Below are 16,496 nucleotides of genomic sequence, written 5' to 3' on the forward strand. Positions count from 1 at the left end.
AACATATCATGCCTGACATTCAAGATATTGCCCAACGCAGAGCGAGGCTGGGGCCAGCGCAACTCGCGAAGTTACAAGAGCGCTTGCGCGGTGAGGCGCAAGCCATTGAGGTGCTGCCAACAATCCCGCGCCGCGCCGTAAATGACGGAAGTCTTCCTTTGTCATTTTCCCAGCAGCGATTGTGGTTTCTGTGGCAACTTGATCCAGCGAGCTCTGCTTACCACCTTTGCGGTGGTTTGCACTTCAAAGGTGATCTCGACGTGCCGGCGCTCCATGAGAGCCTTCAGACTCTCGTGGACCGTCACGAGTCGATGCGAACGGTCTTCGAAAATGGTGTCGACGGGAGGGTCGAACAGTTCATCCGGCCGGCCGCCAGCGTTCAGTTACCGCGTGTCGATCTGAGCGCGGTTGACATCGGGTCTCGCGCATTCAGAATCAATGAAGAGGTTCGGCGTGCCTGCGATATGCCGTTTGATCTCATGCACGGGCCCCTGCTTCGGACCGTACTGCTTGAACTGGGGCGTGGCGAAAACCAACTGCTCGTGGTGATGCACCACATCATTTCGGATGCATGGTCGGTTCAGCTCATCCTTGATGAACTTGCTGAGCTATATCGGGGTGCCGTGCATGGGGTGGTAACGAGCCTGTCAGCGCCGACCATTCAATATGCCGACTTTGCCGTATGGCAGCGCCAGTGGCTCGAAGGTTCTGAAGGCGAGCGACAATTGGCCTATTGGCGTCGGCAGCTCGGTAATGAGCATCATGTGCTTGCCTTGCAAGCGGATCATCCGAGAAAGCCTGATGGACGGTATGTAGCAGCCTTGCACACGGTCGACTTGAAGGTCGATCTCTTGGTTGATTTGAGGCGCGTAGCCACGGGGCATGGGGCAACCCTGTTTATGGTGCTTCTGGCAGCGTTCCAGGCTTTGCTTTACCGCTACGCAGGGGGGGCTGAAGTCCGAATCGGTGTTCCTATCGCTAACCGAAATCGCACAGAAACAGTGGGAGTGGTCGGGTTCTTCGTGAACACCTTGGTGCTGGGCGGAGTAGTCGATGCACGCATGACGTTGACAGATCTGCTGGCCCAGGCCAGGGATACTTCGGTCGGCGCACAGGCCCATCAGGATCTCCCGTTCGAACGTCTTGTCGAGGCCAGTGGGGCCGAACGCAACCTTGGTCAAACGCCGTTGTTCCAAGTGATGTTCAACCACGTCCGGCGGGATCATCGTTCTCTTGGCGAATGGCCTGGCCTGACTGTTTCTCGTTTGGATTTCGAAGCTGAAGCTGCAATGTTTGAGCTAACGCTCGAAACGCTTGAGAGTGAAACGGGCGATGTCAAGGCGACCTTCCGTTACGCCGAGGAGTTGTTCGAGGCGAGCACGATCGAGCGGATGGCGGGGCACTACGTGGCGCTGCTGCAAGCATTGGCTGATCGGCCACAGGAAGCGGTGGGGGATGTGGAGTTGCTCACTGCTGCTGAGCGTCAGCAACTCAAGGGCTGGGGCGAGAACCTGCAGCGTTACCCGGGTGCTGATCCGGTGCACCGGCTGATCGAGCAGCAGGCCCAGGCCCATCCTGAAGCGGTGGCACTGCTCTTTGGTGACGAGGTACTGAGCTACGGCGAGTTGAACACGCGAGCCAACCGGTTGGCGCACCGGCTGATCAAGCTGGGTGTGAAGCCTGAAGTGAAGGTGGGCATTGCGGTGGAGCGCTCCCTCGAGATGGTGGTGGGGCTGTTGGGGATACTGAAGGCGGGCGGAGCGTATGTGCCGCTGGATCCGGAGTACCCGGCGGACCGGCTGGCCTACATGGTCGGGGACAGTGGGATTGGGCTGCTGCTGACGCAGCGTGCGGTGAAGGAGCGCCTTCCGGTGGCCGAAGGGCTGGTGGTGCTGGAGCTCGACGGGCTGGATCTGGCGAAGGAGCCCATGCACAACCCTGATGTGGCGGTGCATGGGGAGAACCTGGCGTATGTGATCTACACCTCGGGATCGACGGGCAGGCCCAAGGGGGCTGCCAACCGACACCGCTCACTCTACAACCGTCTGGAGTGGATGCAGCAAACCTATGGGCTGACCGAATTGGACACGGTCCTGCAGAAGACCCCCTTCAGCTTCGACGTGTCGGTATGGGAGTTCTTCTGGCCATTGATGACGGGTGCCCGACTGGCTGTGACCAAGCCGGGCGATCACCGCGACCCGCAACGCCTGGTTGAACTGATCCGACAACACCACGTCACCACGCTGCACTTTGTTCCCTCGATGCTGCAAGCCTTCCTCGCGCACGAAGGCATCGAAGCCTGCGCCAGCCTAACGCGCATCGTGTGCAGTGGCGAAGCACTGTCGGCCGAAGCGCAGAACGACGTGTTCAAGCGTCTGCCGCAAGCCGGGCTCTACAACCTCTACGGTCCCACTGAAGCGGCCATCGACGTCACGCATTGGACCTGCCGCAACGATGGGCGCAGTCAAGTGCCGATCGGCCAGCCGATCAGTGACATCCAGACGCATGTGCTCGACAAAGGCCTGAACCTGGTGCCCGCCGGTGTGGCGGGTGAGCTGTACCTGGGTGGCATCGGCCTGGCGCGAGGCTACCTGGGCCGCCCGAGTTTGAGCGCGGAGCGCTTCGTGGCGGACCCGTTCGGTGAGGCGGGAGGTCGGCTGTACCGGACGGGGGACCTGGTGAGGTGGAACGGCGAAGGGCAGTTGGAGTACTTGGGTCGGATCGACCACCAGGTCAAGATTCGGGGGTTCCGGATTGAGCTGGGGGAAGTGGAGGCGCAGTTGCTGTCGCAGCCCGAGGTGAGGGAAGCGGTGGTGGTGGCCAAGGAAGGTCCGGGCGGAGCGCGGCTGGTGGGTTACGTGTCGGCGCAGGCCGGGAAGGTGATTGAGGTGAGCGAGCTGCGCGAGCGGCTGGGCCGGGCGTTGCCGGACTACATGGTGCCCAGTGTGATCGTGGCGGTGGAGAGCTTGCCGCTCAATGCCAACGGCAAGGTGGACAGGAAGGCGCTGCCGGAGCCGGGGTTCGAGAGCGGGCAGGAGTACGAAGCGCCGCAGGGTGAGGTGGAAGAGGCGCTGGCCAGGATCTGGTCGGAGGTGCTGGGTGTGGAGCGCGTGGGCCGGCACGACAACTTCTTCGAGTTGGGCGGGCATTCGTTGATGGCCTTGAGTGTGCTTGAGCGCATGCGCACACAAGGTATGGCCGTGCAAGTGCGCACGCTGTTCCAGCAGCCTGAACTGTCGTCCTTTGCACAGGTTGTTGCGCAGAACGAGGATCGTCGCGAAGTAGCTGTTCCACCCAACCTCATCCCGCTGGATTGCCAGGCAATCCAGCCTGAGATGTTGACGCTGGTCGAACTGGACGCGGAGCAAATCAGGTGCATGGAAGCGGCAGTGCCGGGTGGTGCGGCCAACATCCAGGACATCTATCCTCTAGCGCCGCTGCAGGAAGGCATTCTGTTCCACCACATGTTGCAGCAGCAGGGCGATGCTTATGTCACCTCGTGTCTGTTGAGCTTCGACAGCCGGGGGCGACTGGAGCACTTCATCGCTTGCTTTAATCGGGTGATTGCGCGCCATGACATCCTGCGCACGGCGGTGCTGTGGGAAGGGCTCAAGGAACCGGTGCAAGTCGTCCATCGACAGGCCCACCTGCAGATCGAGTGGCTTCAGGATGCGGTCCCAGGCAACGTGGCCGAGCGGCTGAACGAACAAGTTGATCCCCGGCACCATCGCATCGATGTGCGGAAGGCACCGATGATCCGGGCTGTGGCAGCGCATGACACGGAGCAAGGGCGCTGGCTGCTGCAGTTGCCCAGCCACCACCTGGTGCTGGATCACACGACGCTTGATCTGATCGTCGAAGAGATTGCCCTGATCCAGCAAGGCCGGGAGGCGGAGTTGCCTGAGCCGGTGCCGTTCCGGCGCTTCGTGGCGCAGGCACGGCTGGGCATGAGTCCGGTCGAGCATGAGGCCTTCTTTACCAAGATGCTGGGCGACGTGGATGAGCCGACGGCGCCGTTCGGGCTGCTGGACGTGCAGGGTGATGGTAGCGACATTGAAGAGGTGAAGCTGCCACTGGAGGCGGAACTGTCCGCGCGGATTCGGCAGCAAGCCAGGCGGCATGGGGTGAGTGCGGCCAGCTTATTCCACTTGGCATGGGCCCTGGTGCTGGCCAAGACCACGGGCAAGAACGACGTGGTGTTCGGCACCGTGCTGTTCGGGCGCATGCAGGGTGGTGAAGGTGCAGCGCGGGCACTGGGGATGTTCATCAATACATTGCCCATCCGCATCAAGCTGGGTGCGAGAAGCGTGGCACAGAGCCTGCGCGAGACCCATGCGGTGCTGACTGGTCTGCTAAACCATGAGCACGCCAGTCTGTCGCTGGCACAGCGCTGCAGCGGGCTGCCGGGTGGCACGCCGCTGTTCTCGGCCTTGTTCAACTACCGCTACAGCGGAGGGCAGGAGGCGGAGGCAGCCATCCTTGCGTGGGACGGCATGGAGTCGCTGGGCGGGGCGGAGCGCACCAACTATCCGGCAGGCATGTCGGTGGACGACCTGGGGCAAGGCTTCGAACTGGTGGGGCAGGTCAGCAAGTCCATCGGTGCGCGGCGGCTGTGCGAGTACACGCAGGCTGCCGTCGCCGGTATCGTCGAAGCGTTGGCTGATCGGCCACAGGAAGCGGTGGGGGATGTGGAGTTGCTCACTGACGCTGAGCGTCAGCAACTCAAGGGCTGGGGCGAGAACCTGCAGCGTTACCCGGGTGCTGATCCGGTGCACCGGCTGATCGAGCAGCAGGCCCAGGCCCATCCTGAAGCGGTGGCACTGCTCTTTGGTGACGAGGTACTGAGCTACGGCGAGTTGAACACGCGAGCCAACCGGTTGGCGCACCGGCTGATCAAGCTGGGTGTGAAGCCTGAAGTGAAGGTGGGCATTGCGGTGGAGCGCTCCCTCGAGATGGTGGTGGGGCTGTTGGGGATACTGAAGGCGGGCGGAGCGTATGTGCCGCTGGACCCGGAGTACCCGGCGGACCGGCTGGCCTACATGGTCGGGGACAGTGGGATTGGGCTGCTGCTGACGCAGCGTGCGGTGAAGGAGCGCCTCCCGGTGGCCGAAGGGCTGGTGGTGCTGGAGCTCGATGGGCTGGATCTGGCGAAGGAGCCCATGCACAACCCTGATGTGGCGGTGCATGGGGAGAACCTGGCGTATGTGATCTACACCTCGGGATCGACGGGCAGGCCCAAGGGGGCGTCGATCCGGCATCGGGCACTGAGCAGTTGTATGACCTGGATGCAGCAGACCTACGGCCTGACGGTGGTCGACACCGTGCTGCACAAGGCACCGTTCTGCTTCGACGTGTCGGTATGGGAGATCTTCTGGCCCTTGACCGCCGGCGTGCGGCTGGTGGTGGCCAATCCGGGAGATCACCGAGATCCAGCGAGGATCACCGATCTGATCCTCAAGCATGAGATCACGACGCTCAACTTCGTGCCTGCGATGCTACAGGCCTTCCTGGCACATGAAGGCATCGAGGCGCAGACACGACTGCGTTATGTGATTTGCGGTGGCGAAGCCATGCCGGCGGCCACGCAGAGCGAAGCACTGCGTCGGCTCAAGGGTGTGAGCCTGCAGAACCTGTATGGGCCGACCGAGACCACCATTCACGTGACCCGCTGGACCTGTCGGGATGACGGTCAGAGCCAAGTGCCAATTGGGCAGCCCATCTCCGAGACGCAAGCTTACGTGCTGGACGAATCTCTGGAGCGAGTGCCGCAGGGCGTGGCGGGCGAACTCTACATCGGCGGAGAGCTACTGGGCCGCGGTTACTTCAACCGCCCGAGTCTGAGCGCGGAGCGCTTCGTGGCGGACCCGTTCGGTGAGGCGGGAGGTCGGCTGTACCGGACGGGGGACCTGGTGAGGTGGAACGGCGAAGGGCAGTTGGAGTACTTGGGTCGGATCGACCACCAGGTCAAGATTCGGGGGTTCCGGATTGAGCTGGGGGAAGTGGAGGCGCAGTTGCTGTCGCAGCCCGAGGTGAGGGAAGCGGTGGTGGTGGCCAAGGAAGGTCCGGGCGGAGCGCGGCTGGTGGGTTACGTGTCGGCGCAGGCCGGGCGGGTGATCGAGGCGGGCGAGCTGCGCGAGCGGCTGGGCCGGGCGTTGCCGGACTACATGGTGCCCAGTGCGATCGTGGCGGTGGAGAGCTTGCCGCTCAATGCCAACGGCAAGGTGGACAGGAAGGCGCTGCCGGAGCCGGGGTTCGAGAGCGGGCAGGAGTACGAAGCGCCGCAGGGTGAGGTGGAAGAGGCGCTGGCCAGGATCTGGTCGGAGGTGCTGGGTGTGGAGCGCGTGGGCCGGCACGACAACTTCTTCGAGTTGGGCGGGCATTCGTTGATGGCCGTGCAGGTGGTGGCACGGATCCAATCATCCTTACATACCGATTTGGCAATTCAAGAAGTCTTCAGTTATTCGACTCTGGCAAGCATGGCGTCAATTCTGCCTGATTCCTTGCACCCTAGATCCAGGGCCCAGTCCATTTCTGATATCGAATCCTTCATTGATAGTTTGGAAGCTGCAGAATGAATAGTTTGACGACCTATCAAATCGCGGAGCGTTTTGCTCAACTTAACCTTGAGCAACGTCGCGCGGTCTATCAAAAAATCAAACTCGAAGGCTTGGTTATTGGGCAATTCCCAATTCTTGCACGCCACGAGTTTCTGCAGGCATTATGCGCTCTCTCCTACGCGCAGGTACGTCAGTGGTTTCTGTGGCAGCTGGAGTCTGGGAGCACGGCGTACCACATCAGCGGGGCGCTGAAGCTGCGGGGCGATCTGGATGTTGAAGCGCTGAAGACGAACTTCGAAGCACTGGTGGTGCGGCACGAATCGCTGCGCACGGTGTTCCGAGCGGGGGAAGACGGGCTGGCTGAGCAAGTCATCCAGGCGGATGGTCAAGCGCAGATCGAAGAGATCGACCTGAGTGCGGTGGCTGACGAAGAGCGCGAGGCGAAGGTGCGAGAGGTCGCGGCGCGGCTGCACCAGACCCCCTTCGACCTGAAAGCGGGCCCGTTACTGCGAGTGGGGCTGATCCGGGAGGCGGCCGACGAGCACGTGCTGGTGGTGGTGATGCACCACATCATCTCCGACGGCTGGTCAATGCAGATCATCGTCGACGAGTTCGTGGCGCAATACCGCGCGCAGGTGCAAGGGCAAGCGCCACAACTGGCGCCGCTGCCGATCCAGTACGCCGACTACGCAGTGTGGCAGAGGAACTGGCTGGAAGCCGGAGAGAAGGACCGGCAACTGGCTTACTGGAAAGCACAACTGGGCGACGATCACCCGGTGCTGCAATTGCCGGCGGACCACCCTCGCAAGGCTGATGGCGTCTACAGTGCGGCCCGCCATGGTCTCGAACTGCCGAGCGAACTGGTGCAGGGCCTGCACCAGCGGGAGCGAGCCGAAGGGGCGACGCTGTTCATGGTGCTACTGGCCGGGGTGCAAGCGCTGCTCCACCGCTACAGCGGCCAGCAAGACATCCGGGTGGGGGTACCCATAGCCAACCGTCACCGCGTGGAGACCGAAGGCGTGGTGGGCTTCTTCGTTAACACGCAAGTGCTGCGCAACGTAATTGGTGGGCGGTTGAGTCTGGCGCAAGTACTCAAGCAGGCCAAGGAAGCTGCCCTCGGTGCGCAGACGCACCAGGATCTGCCCTTCGAGCAATTGGTCGAGGCGCTGCAGCCGGAGCGCAACTTGGGCACCAACCCGTTGTTCCAGGTGATGTTCAACCACCAGCGGCAAGACCATCGGGCGCTGCAGCAATTGCCCGGACTCACGCTGGAAGACTATGCGCTGGGCGAACAGCATGCGCAGTTTGAACTGACAGTTGACACGGTCGAAGACGCCGACGGCCAGGTGCGTGTGAGCTTCACCTACGCCGAGGAGTTGTTCGAGGCGAGCACGATCGAGCGGATGGCGGGGCACTACGTGGCGCTGCTGCAAGCATTGGCTGATCGGCCACAGGAAGCGGTGGGGGATGTGGAGTTGCTCACTGACGCTGAGCGTCAGCAACTCAAGGGCTGGGGCGAGAACCTGCAGCGTTACCCGGGTGCTGATCCGGTGCACCGGCTGATTGAGCAGCAGGCCCAGGCCCATCCTGAAGCGGTGGCACTGCTCTTTGGTGACGAGGTACTGAGCTACGGCGAGTTGAACACGCGAGCCAACCGGTTGGCGCACCGGCTGATCAAGCTGGGTGTGAAGCCTGAAGTGAAGGTGGGCATTGCGGTGGAGCGCTCCCTCGAGATGGTGGTGGGGCTGTTGGGGATACTGAAGGCGGGCGGAGCGTATGTGCCGCTGGACCCGGAGTACCCGGCGGACCGGCTGGCCTACATGGTCGGGGACAGTGGGATTGGGCTGCTGCTGACGCAGCGTGCGGTGAAGGAGCGCCTCCCGGTGGCCGAAGGGCTGGTGGTGCTGGAGCTCGATGGGCTGGATCTGGCGAAGGAGCCCATGCACAACCCTGATGTGGCGGTGCATGGGGAGAACCTGGCGTATGTGATCTACACCTCGGGATCGACGGGCAGGCCCAAGGGCGTTGGCATTCCTCATCACAGTTTGGTCGAGCACGCTCAAGTGGCCGTTGACTTCTTCGGTCTGACCAATGCAGATCGGATGCTCCAGTTCGCCACGTTGAACTTCGATGGTTGCATCGAGCAGTTGTTCCCACCACTCGTCAAGGGGGCATCCGTGGTGCTGCGCGGTCCTGCTTTGTGGGATAGCACCACGTTTCATCAGCAACTGCTAGACAAGCAGATCAGTGTTGTGGATATCACGACGGCGTACTGGCTGTTGCTGGTGCAGGACTTTGCCCGGCAAGGCATCCATGATTACGGCGTGTTACGCCAGCTTCATGCTGGCGGCGAAGCCATGCCACCGGAAGGTCTCAATGCTTGGCGTGCAGCGGGTCTGGCGCACGTCAAGCTGCTGAACACCTATGGTCCGACCGAGGCGACGGTGACAGCCTCGATCCTGGATTGCCACCCCTACGTGAGCGGGGGCAAGCTGCTGCCGCTGCAAATGCCGATTGGCACACCCTTGGCAGGACGGGCGCTATGGGTAGTGGATGCGGATCTAAACCCTGCGCCTTCTGGCGTTGCCGGTGAGTTGCTCATTGGTGGTGATCTCTTGGCGCGAGGCTACCTGGGCCGCCCGAGTTTGAGCGCGGAGCGCTTCGTGGCGGACCCGTTCGGTGAGGCGGGAGGTCGGCTGTACCGGACGGGGGACCTGGTGAGGTGGAACGGCGAAGGGCAGTTGGAGTACTTGGGTCGGATCGACCACCAGGTCAAGATTCGGGGGTTCCGGATTGAGCTGGGGGAAGTGGAGGCGCAGTTGCTGTCGCAGCCCGAGGTGAGGGAAGCGGTGGTGGTGGCCAAGGAAGGTCCGGGCGGAGCGCGGCTGGTGGGTTACGTGTCGGCGCAGGCCGGGAAGGTGATTGAGGTGAGCGAGCTGCGCGAGCGGCTGGGCCGGGCGTTGCCGGACTACATGGTGCCCAGTGTGATCGTGGCGGTGGAGAGCTTGCCGCTCAATGCCAACGGCAAGGTGGACAGGAAGGCGCTGCCGGAGCCGGGGTTCGAGAGCGGGCAGGAGTACGAAGCGCCGCAGGGTGAGGTGGAAGAGGCGCTGGCCAGGATCTGGTCGGAGGTGCTGGGTGTGGAGCGCGTGGGCCGGCACGACAACTTCTTCGAGTTGGGCGGGCATTCGTTGATGGCCTTGAGTGTGCTTGAGCGCATGCGCACACAAGGTATGGCCGTGCAAGTGCGCACGCTGTTCCAGCAGCCTGAACTGTCGTCCTTTGCACAGGTTGTTGCGCAGAACGAGGATCGTCGCGAAGTAGCTGTTCCACCCAACCTCATCCCGCTGGATTGCCAGGCAATCCAGCCTGAGATGTTGACGCTGGTCGAACTGGACGCGGAGCAAATCAGGTGCATGGAAGCGGCAGTGCCGGGTGGTGCGGCCAACATCCAGGACATCTATCCTCTAGCGCCGCTGCAGGAAGGCATTCTGTTCCACCACATGTTGCAGCAGCAGGGCGATGCTTATGTCACCTCGTGTCTGTTGAGCTTCGACAGCCGGGGGCGACTGGAGCACTTCATCGCTTGCTTTAATCGGGTGATTGCGCGCCATGACATCCTGCGCACGGCGGTGCTGTGGGAAGGGCTCAAGGAACCGGTGCAAGTCGTCCATCGACAGGCCCACCTGCAGATCGAGTGGCTTCAGGATGCGGTCCCAGGCAACGTGGCCGAGCGGCTGAACGAACAAGTTGATCCCCGGCACCATCGCATCGATGTGCGGAAGGCACCGATGATCCGGGCTGTGGCAGCGCATGACACGGAGCAAGGGCGCTGGCTGCTGCAGTTGCCCAGCCACCACCTGGTGCTGGATCACACGACGCTTGATCTGATCGTCGAAGAGATTGCCCTGATCCAGCAAGGCCGGGAGGCGGAGTTGCCTGAGCCGGTGCCGTTCCGGCGCTTCGTGGCGCAGGCACGGCTGGGCATGAGTCCGGTCGAGCATGAGGCCTTCTTTACCAAGATGCTGGGCGACGTGGATGAGCCGACGGCGCCGTTCGGGCTGCTGGACGTGCAGGGTGATGGTAGCGACATTGAAGAGGTGAAGCTGCCACTGGAGGCGGAACTGTCCGCGCGGATTCGGCAGCAAGCCAGGCGGCATGGGGTGAGTGCGGCCAGCTTATTCCACTTGGCATGGGCCCTGGTGCTGGCCAAGACCACGGGCAAGAACGACGTGGTGTTCGGCACCGTGCTGTTCGGGCGCATGCAGGGTGGTGAAGGTGCAGCGCGGGCACTGGGGATGTTCATCAATACATTGCCCATCCGCATCAAGCTGGGTGCGAGAAGCGTGGCACAGAGCCTGCGCGAGACCCATGCGGTGCTGACTGGTCTGCTAAACCATGAGCACGCCAGTCTGTCGCTGGCACAGCGCTGCAGCGGGCTGCCGGGTGGCACGCCGCTGTTCTCGGCCTTGTTCAACTACCGCTACAGCGGAGGGCAGGAGGCGGAGGCAGCCATCCTTGCGTGGGACGGCATGGAGTCGCTGGGCGGGGCGGAGCGCACCAACTATCCGGCAGGCATGTCGGTGGACGACCTGGGGCAAGGCTTCGAACTGGTGGGGCAGGTCAGCAAGTCCATCGGTGCGCGGCGGCTGTGCGAGTACACGCAGGCTGCCGTCGCCGGTATCGTCGAAGCGTTGGCTGATCGGCCACAGGAAGCGGTGGGGATGTGGAGTTGCTCACTGACGCTGAGCGTCAGCAACTCAAGGGCTGGGGCGAGAACCTGCAGCGTTACCCGGGTGCTGATCCGGTGCACCGGCTGATCGAGCAGCAGGCCCAGGCCCATCCTGAAGCGGTGGCACTGCTCTTTGGTGACGAGGTACTGAGCTACGGCGAGTTGAACACGCGAGCCAACCGGTTGGCGCACCGGCTGATCAAGCTGGGTGTGAAGCCTGAAGTGAAGGTGGGCATTGCGGTGGAGCGCTCCCTCGAGATGGTGGTGGGGCTGTTGGGGATACTGAAGGCGGGCGGAGCGTATGTGCCGCTGGACCCGGAGTACCCGGCGGACCGGCTGGCCTACATGGTCGGGGACAGTGGGATTGGGCTGCTGCTGACGCAGCGTGCGGTGAAGGAGCGCCTCCCGGTGGCCGAAGGGCTGGTGGTGCTGGAGCTCGATGGGCTGGATCTGGCGAAGGAGCCCATGCACAACCCTGATGTGGCGGTGCATGGGGAGAACCTGGCGTATGTGATCTACACCTCGGGATCGACGGGCAGGCCCAAGGGCGTTGGCATTCCTCATCACAGTTTGGTCGAGCACGCTCAAGTGGCCGTTGACTTCTTCGGTCTGACCAATGCAGATCGGATGCTCCAGTTCGCCACGTTGAACTTCGATGGTTGCATCGAGCAGTTGTTCCCACCACTCGTCAAGGGGGCATCCGTGGTGCTGCGCGGTCCTGCTTTGTGGGATAGCACCACGTTTCATCAGCAACTGCTAGACAAGCAGATCAGTGTTGTGGATATCACGACGGCGTACTGGCTGTTGCTGGTGCAGGACTTTGCCCGGCAAGGCATCCATGATTACGGCGTGTTACGCCAGCTTCATGCTGGCGGCGAAGCCATGCCACCGGAAGGTCTCAATGCTTGGCGTGCAGCGGGTCTGGCGCACGTCAAGCTGCTGAACACCTATGGTCCGACCGAGGCGACGGTGACAGCCTCGATCCTGGATTGCCACCCCTACGTGAGCGGGGGCAAGCTGCTGCCGCTGCAAATGCCGATTGGCACACCCTTGGCAGGACGGGCGCTATGGGTAGTGGATGCGGATCTAAACCCTGCGCCTTCTGGCGTTGCCGGTGAGTTGCTCATTGGTGGTGATCTCTTGGCGCGAGGCTACCTGGGCCGGCCGAGTCTGAGCGCGGAGCGCTTCGTGGCGGACCCGTTCGGTGAGGCGGGAGGTCGGCTGTACCGGACGGGGGACCTGGTGAGGTGGAACGGCGAAGGGCAGTTGGAGTACTTGGGTCGGATCGACCACCAGGTCAAGATTCGGGGGTTCCGGATTGAGCTGGGGGAAGTGGAGGCGCAGTTGCTGTCGCAGCCCGAGGTGAGGGAAGCGGTGGTGGTGGCCAAGGAAGGTCCGGGCGGAGCGCGGCTGGTGGGTTACGTGTCGGCGCAGGCCGGGAAGGTGATTGAGGTGAGCGAGCTGCGCGAGCGGCTGGGCCGGGCGTTGCCGGACTACATGGTGCCCAGTGTGATCGTGGCGGTGGAGAGCTTGCCGCTCAATGCCAACGGCAAGGTGGACAGGAAGGCGCTGCCGGAGCCGGGGTTCGAGAGCGGGCAGGAGTACGAAGCGCCGCAGGGTGAGGTGGAAGAGGCGCTGGCCAGGATCTGGTCGGAGGTGCTGGGTGTGGAGCGCGTGGGCCGGCACGACAACTTCTTCGAGTTGGGCGGGCATTCGCTAACCGTTCTGAGGTTGCAGACAAAGTTGCTGGAGAGCTTTTCGGTCAGCCTTCCGCTACGTGACTATTTTGAGAGTCCCACGCCGGTTCTGCTGGCCGGGAAATTAACCCGAAAAATGGCGACAACCGAAAGAGCTTCGGATATTGAGCAAATGGCTGTCCTCATGGAGCTTCTGGAGACTTGAATGAAAATTGATAAGCATGAGATCGTCAGGCGCTTCGCCTGTCTTCCCCAAGAAAAGCAAAAGGCATTTCTGGAGGTTCTGAAGGATAAGGGGATCGATTTCGGGCAGTTGCCAATCTATCCGGCCGGGAGGAATGGCGTCCCATTGGCTCTCTCCTACGCGCAGGTACGTCAGTGGTTTCTGTGGCAGCTGGAGTCTGGGAGCACGGCGTACCACATCAGCGGGGCGCTGAAGCTGCGGGGCGATCTGGATGTTGAAGCGCTGAAGACGAACTTCGAAGCACTGGTGGTGCGGCACGAATCGCTGCGCACGGTGTTCCGAGCGGGGGAAGACGGGCTGGCTGAGCAAGTCATCCAGGCGGATGGTCAAGCGCAGATCGAAGAGATCGACCTGAGTGCGGTGGCTGACGAAGAGCGCGAGGCGAAGGTGCGAGAGGTCGCGGCGCGGCTGCACCAGACCCCCTTCGACCTGAAAGCGGGCCCGTTACTGCGAGTGGGGCTGATCCGGGAGGCGGCCGACGAGCACGTGCTGGTGGTGGTGATGCACCACATCATCTCCGACGGCTGGTCAATGCAGATCATCGTCGACGAGTTCGTGGCGCAATACCGCGCGCAGGTGCAAGGGCAAGCGCCACAACTGGCGCCGCTGCCGATCCAGTACGCCGACTACGCAGTGTGGCAGAGGAACTGGCTGGAAGCCGGAGAGAAGGACCGGCAACTGGCTTACTGGAAAGCACAACTGGGCGACGATCACCCGGTGCTGCAATTGCCGGCGGACCACCCTCGCAAGGCTGATGGCGTCTACAGTGCGGCCCGCCATGGTCTCGAACTGCCGAGCGAACTGGTGCAGGGCCTGCACCAGCGGGAGCGAGCCGAAGGGGCGACGCTGTTCATGGTGCTACTGGCCGGGGTGCAAGCGCTGCTCCACCGCTACAGCGGCCAGCAAGACATCCGGGTGGGGTACCCATAGCCAACCGTCACCGCGTGGAGACCGAAGGCGTGGTGGGCTTCTTCGTTAACACGCAAGTGCTGCGCAACGTAATTGGTGGGCGGTTGAGTCTGGCGCAAGTACTCAAGCAGGCCAAGGAAGCTGCCCTCGGTGCGCAGACGCACCAGGATCTGCCCTTCGAGCAATTGGTCGAGGCGCTGCAGCCGGAGCGCAACTTGGGCACCAACCCGTTGTTCCAGGTGATGTTCAACCACCAGCGGCAAGACCATCGGGCGCTGCAGCAATTGCCCGGACTCACGCTGGAAGACTATGCGCTGGGCGAACAGCATGCGCAGTTTGAACTGACAGTTGACACGGTCGAAGACGCCGACGGCCAGGTGCGTGTGAGCTTCACCTACGCCGAGGAGTTGTTCGAGGCGAGCACGATCGAGCGGATGGCGGGGCACTACGTGGCGCTGCTGCAAGCATTGGCTGATCGGCCACAGGAAGCGGTGGGGATGTGGAGTTGCTCACTGACGCTGAGCGTCAGCAACTCAAGGGCTGGGGCGAGAACCTGCAGCGTTACCCGGGTGCTGATCCGGTGCACCGGCTGATTGAGCAGCAGGCCCAGGCCCATCCTGAAGCGGTGGCACTGCTCTTTGGTGACGAGGTACTGAGCTACGGCGAGTTGAACACGCGAGCCAACCGGTTGGCGCACCGGCTGATCAAGCTGGGTGTGAAGCCTGAAGTGAAGGTGGGCATTGCGGTGGAGCGCTCCCTCGAGATGGTGGTGGGGCTGTTGGGGATACTGAAGGCGGGCGGAGCGTATGTGCCGCTGGATCCGGAGTACCCGGCGGACCGGCTGGCCTACATGGTCGGGGACAGTGGGATTGGGCTGCTGCTGACGCAGCGTGCGGTGAAGGAGCGCCTCCCGGTGGCCGAAGGGCTGGTGGTGCTGGAGCTCGATGGGCTGGATCTGGCGAAGGAGCCCATGCACAACCCTGATGTGGCGGTGCATGGGGAGAACCTGGCGTATGTGATCTACACCTCGGGATCGACGGGCAGGCCCAAGGGGGCGTCGATCCGGCATCGGGCACTGAGCAGTTGTATGACCTGGATGCAGCAGACCTACGGCCTGACGGTGGTCGACACCGTGCTGCACAAGGCACCGTTCTGCTTCGACGTGTCGGTATGGGAGATCTTCTGGCCCTTGACCGCCGGCGTGCGGCTGGTGGTGGCCAATCCGGGAGATCACCGAGATCCAGCGAGGATCACCGATCTGATCCTCAAGCATGAGATCACGACGCTCAACTTCGTGCCTGCGATGCTACAGGCCTTCCTGGCACATGAAGGCATCGAGGCGCAGACACGACTGCGTTATGTGATTTGCGGTGGCGAAGCCATGCCGGCGGCCACGCAGAGCGAAGCACTGCGTCGGCTCAAGGGTGTGAGCCTGCAGAACCTGTATGGGCCGACCGAGACCACCATTCACGTGACCCGCTGGACCTGTCGGGATGACGGTCAGAGCCAAGTGCCAATTGGGCAGCCCATCTCCGAGACGCAAGCTTACGTGCTGGACGAATCTCTGGAGCGAGTGCCGCAGGGCGTGGCGGGCGAACTCTACATCGGCGGAGAGCTACTGGGCCGCGGTTACTTCAACCGCCCGAGTCTGAGCGCGGAGCGCTTCGTGGCGGACCCGTTCGGTGAGGCGGGAGGTCGGCTGTACCGGACGGGGGACCTGGTGAGGTGGAACGGCGAAGGGCAGTTGGAGTACTTGGGTCGGATCGACCACCAGGTCAAGATTCGGGGGTTCCGGATTGAGCTGGGGGAAGTGGAGGCGCAGTTGCTGTCGCAGCCCGAGGTGAGGGAAGCGGTGGTGGTGGCCAAGGAAGGTCCGGGCGGAGCGCGGCTGGTGGGTTACGTGTCGGCGCAGGCCGGGAAGGTGATTGAGGTGAGCGAGCTGCGCGAGCGGCTGGGCCGGGCGTTGCCGGACTACATGGTGCCCAGTGCGATCGTGGCGGTGGAGAGCTTGCCGCTCAATGCCAACGGCAAGGTGGACAGGAAGGCGCTGCCGGAGCCGGGGTTCGAGAGCGGGCAGGAGTACGAAGCGCCGCAGGGTGAGGTGGAAGAGGCGCTGGCCAGGATCTGGTCGGAGGTGCTGGGTGTGGAGCGCGTGGGCCGGCACGACAACTTCTTCGAGTTGGGCGGGGACTCTCTTCGCGCGCTCAGACTTGTTGCCGCAGCCAAAGGAGCTAGCCTAACTTTACGAGATGTGATGGCTCGACCTACTCTGGCAGGGATGCTGAAGAATCGAGAGACGGTACGCCACAACGCAGAGCACTTTGCTCGCCTTAATAGCCTGTGTTGGACCAGATCTC

At 62.8% G+C, this 16,496-nt stretch carries 1 protein-coding gene and 1 pseudogene; both read left to right on the forward strand.

Going from position 1 to position 16,496, the window contains the following annotated elements; translation table 11 throughout:
* Positions 1–8 precede the first annotated feature (8 nt).
* Complete coding sequence (locus tag G7047_RS02545; RefSeq protein WP_166300431.1) at positions 9–6,575, forward strand: non-ribosomal peptide synthetase; 6,567 nt, start codon at positions 9–11, stop codon at positions 6,573–6,575.
* Positions 6,572–16,420 (forward strand): annotated as a pseudogene (locus G7047_RS02550) (amino acid adenylation domain-containing protein); the annotation flags it as partial. The gene G7047_RS02545 and the pseudogene G7047_RS02550, both read left to right, overlap by 4 nt.
* Between the last annotated feature and the right edge of the window lie 76 nt (positions 16,421–16,496).

Origin of the sequence: Diaphorobacter sp. HDW4A (assembly GCF_011305995.1) — a bacterium.
GTDB lineage: Bacteria > Pseudomonadota > Gammaproteobacteria > Burkholderiales > Burkholderiaceae_C > Diaphorobacter_A.

Coding starts and splice junctions, on each gene's coding strand:
- G7047_RS02545 (WP_166300431.1), top strand. CDS start 9: ATGCCTGACATTCAAGATATTGCCCAACGCAGAGCGAGGCTGGGGCCA.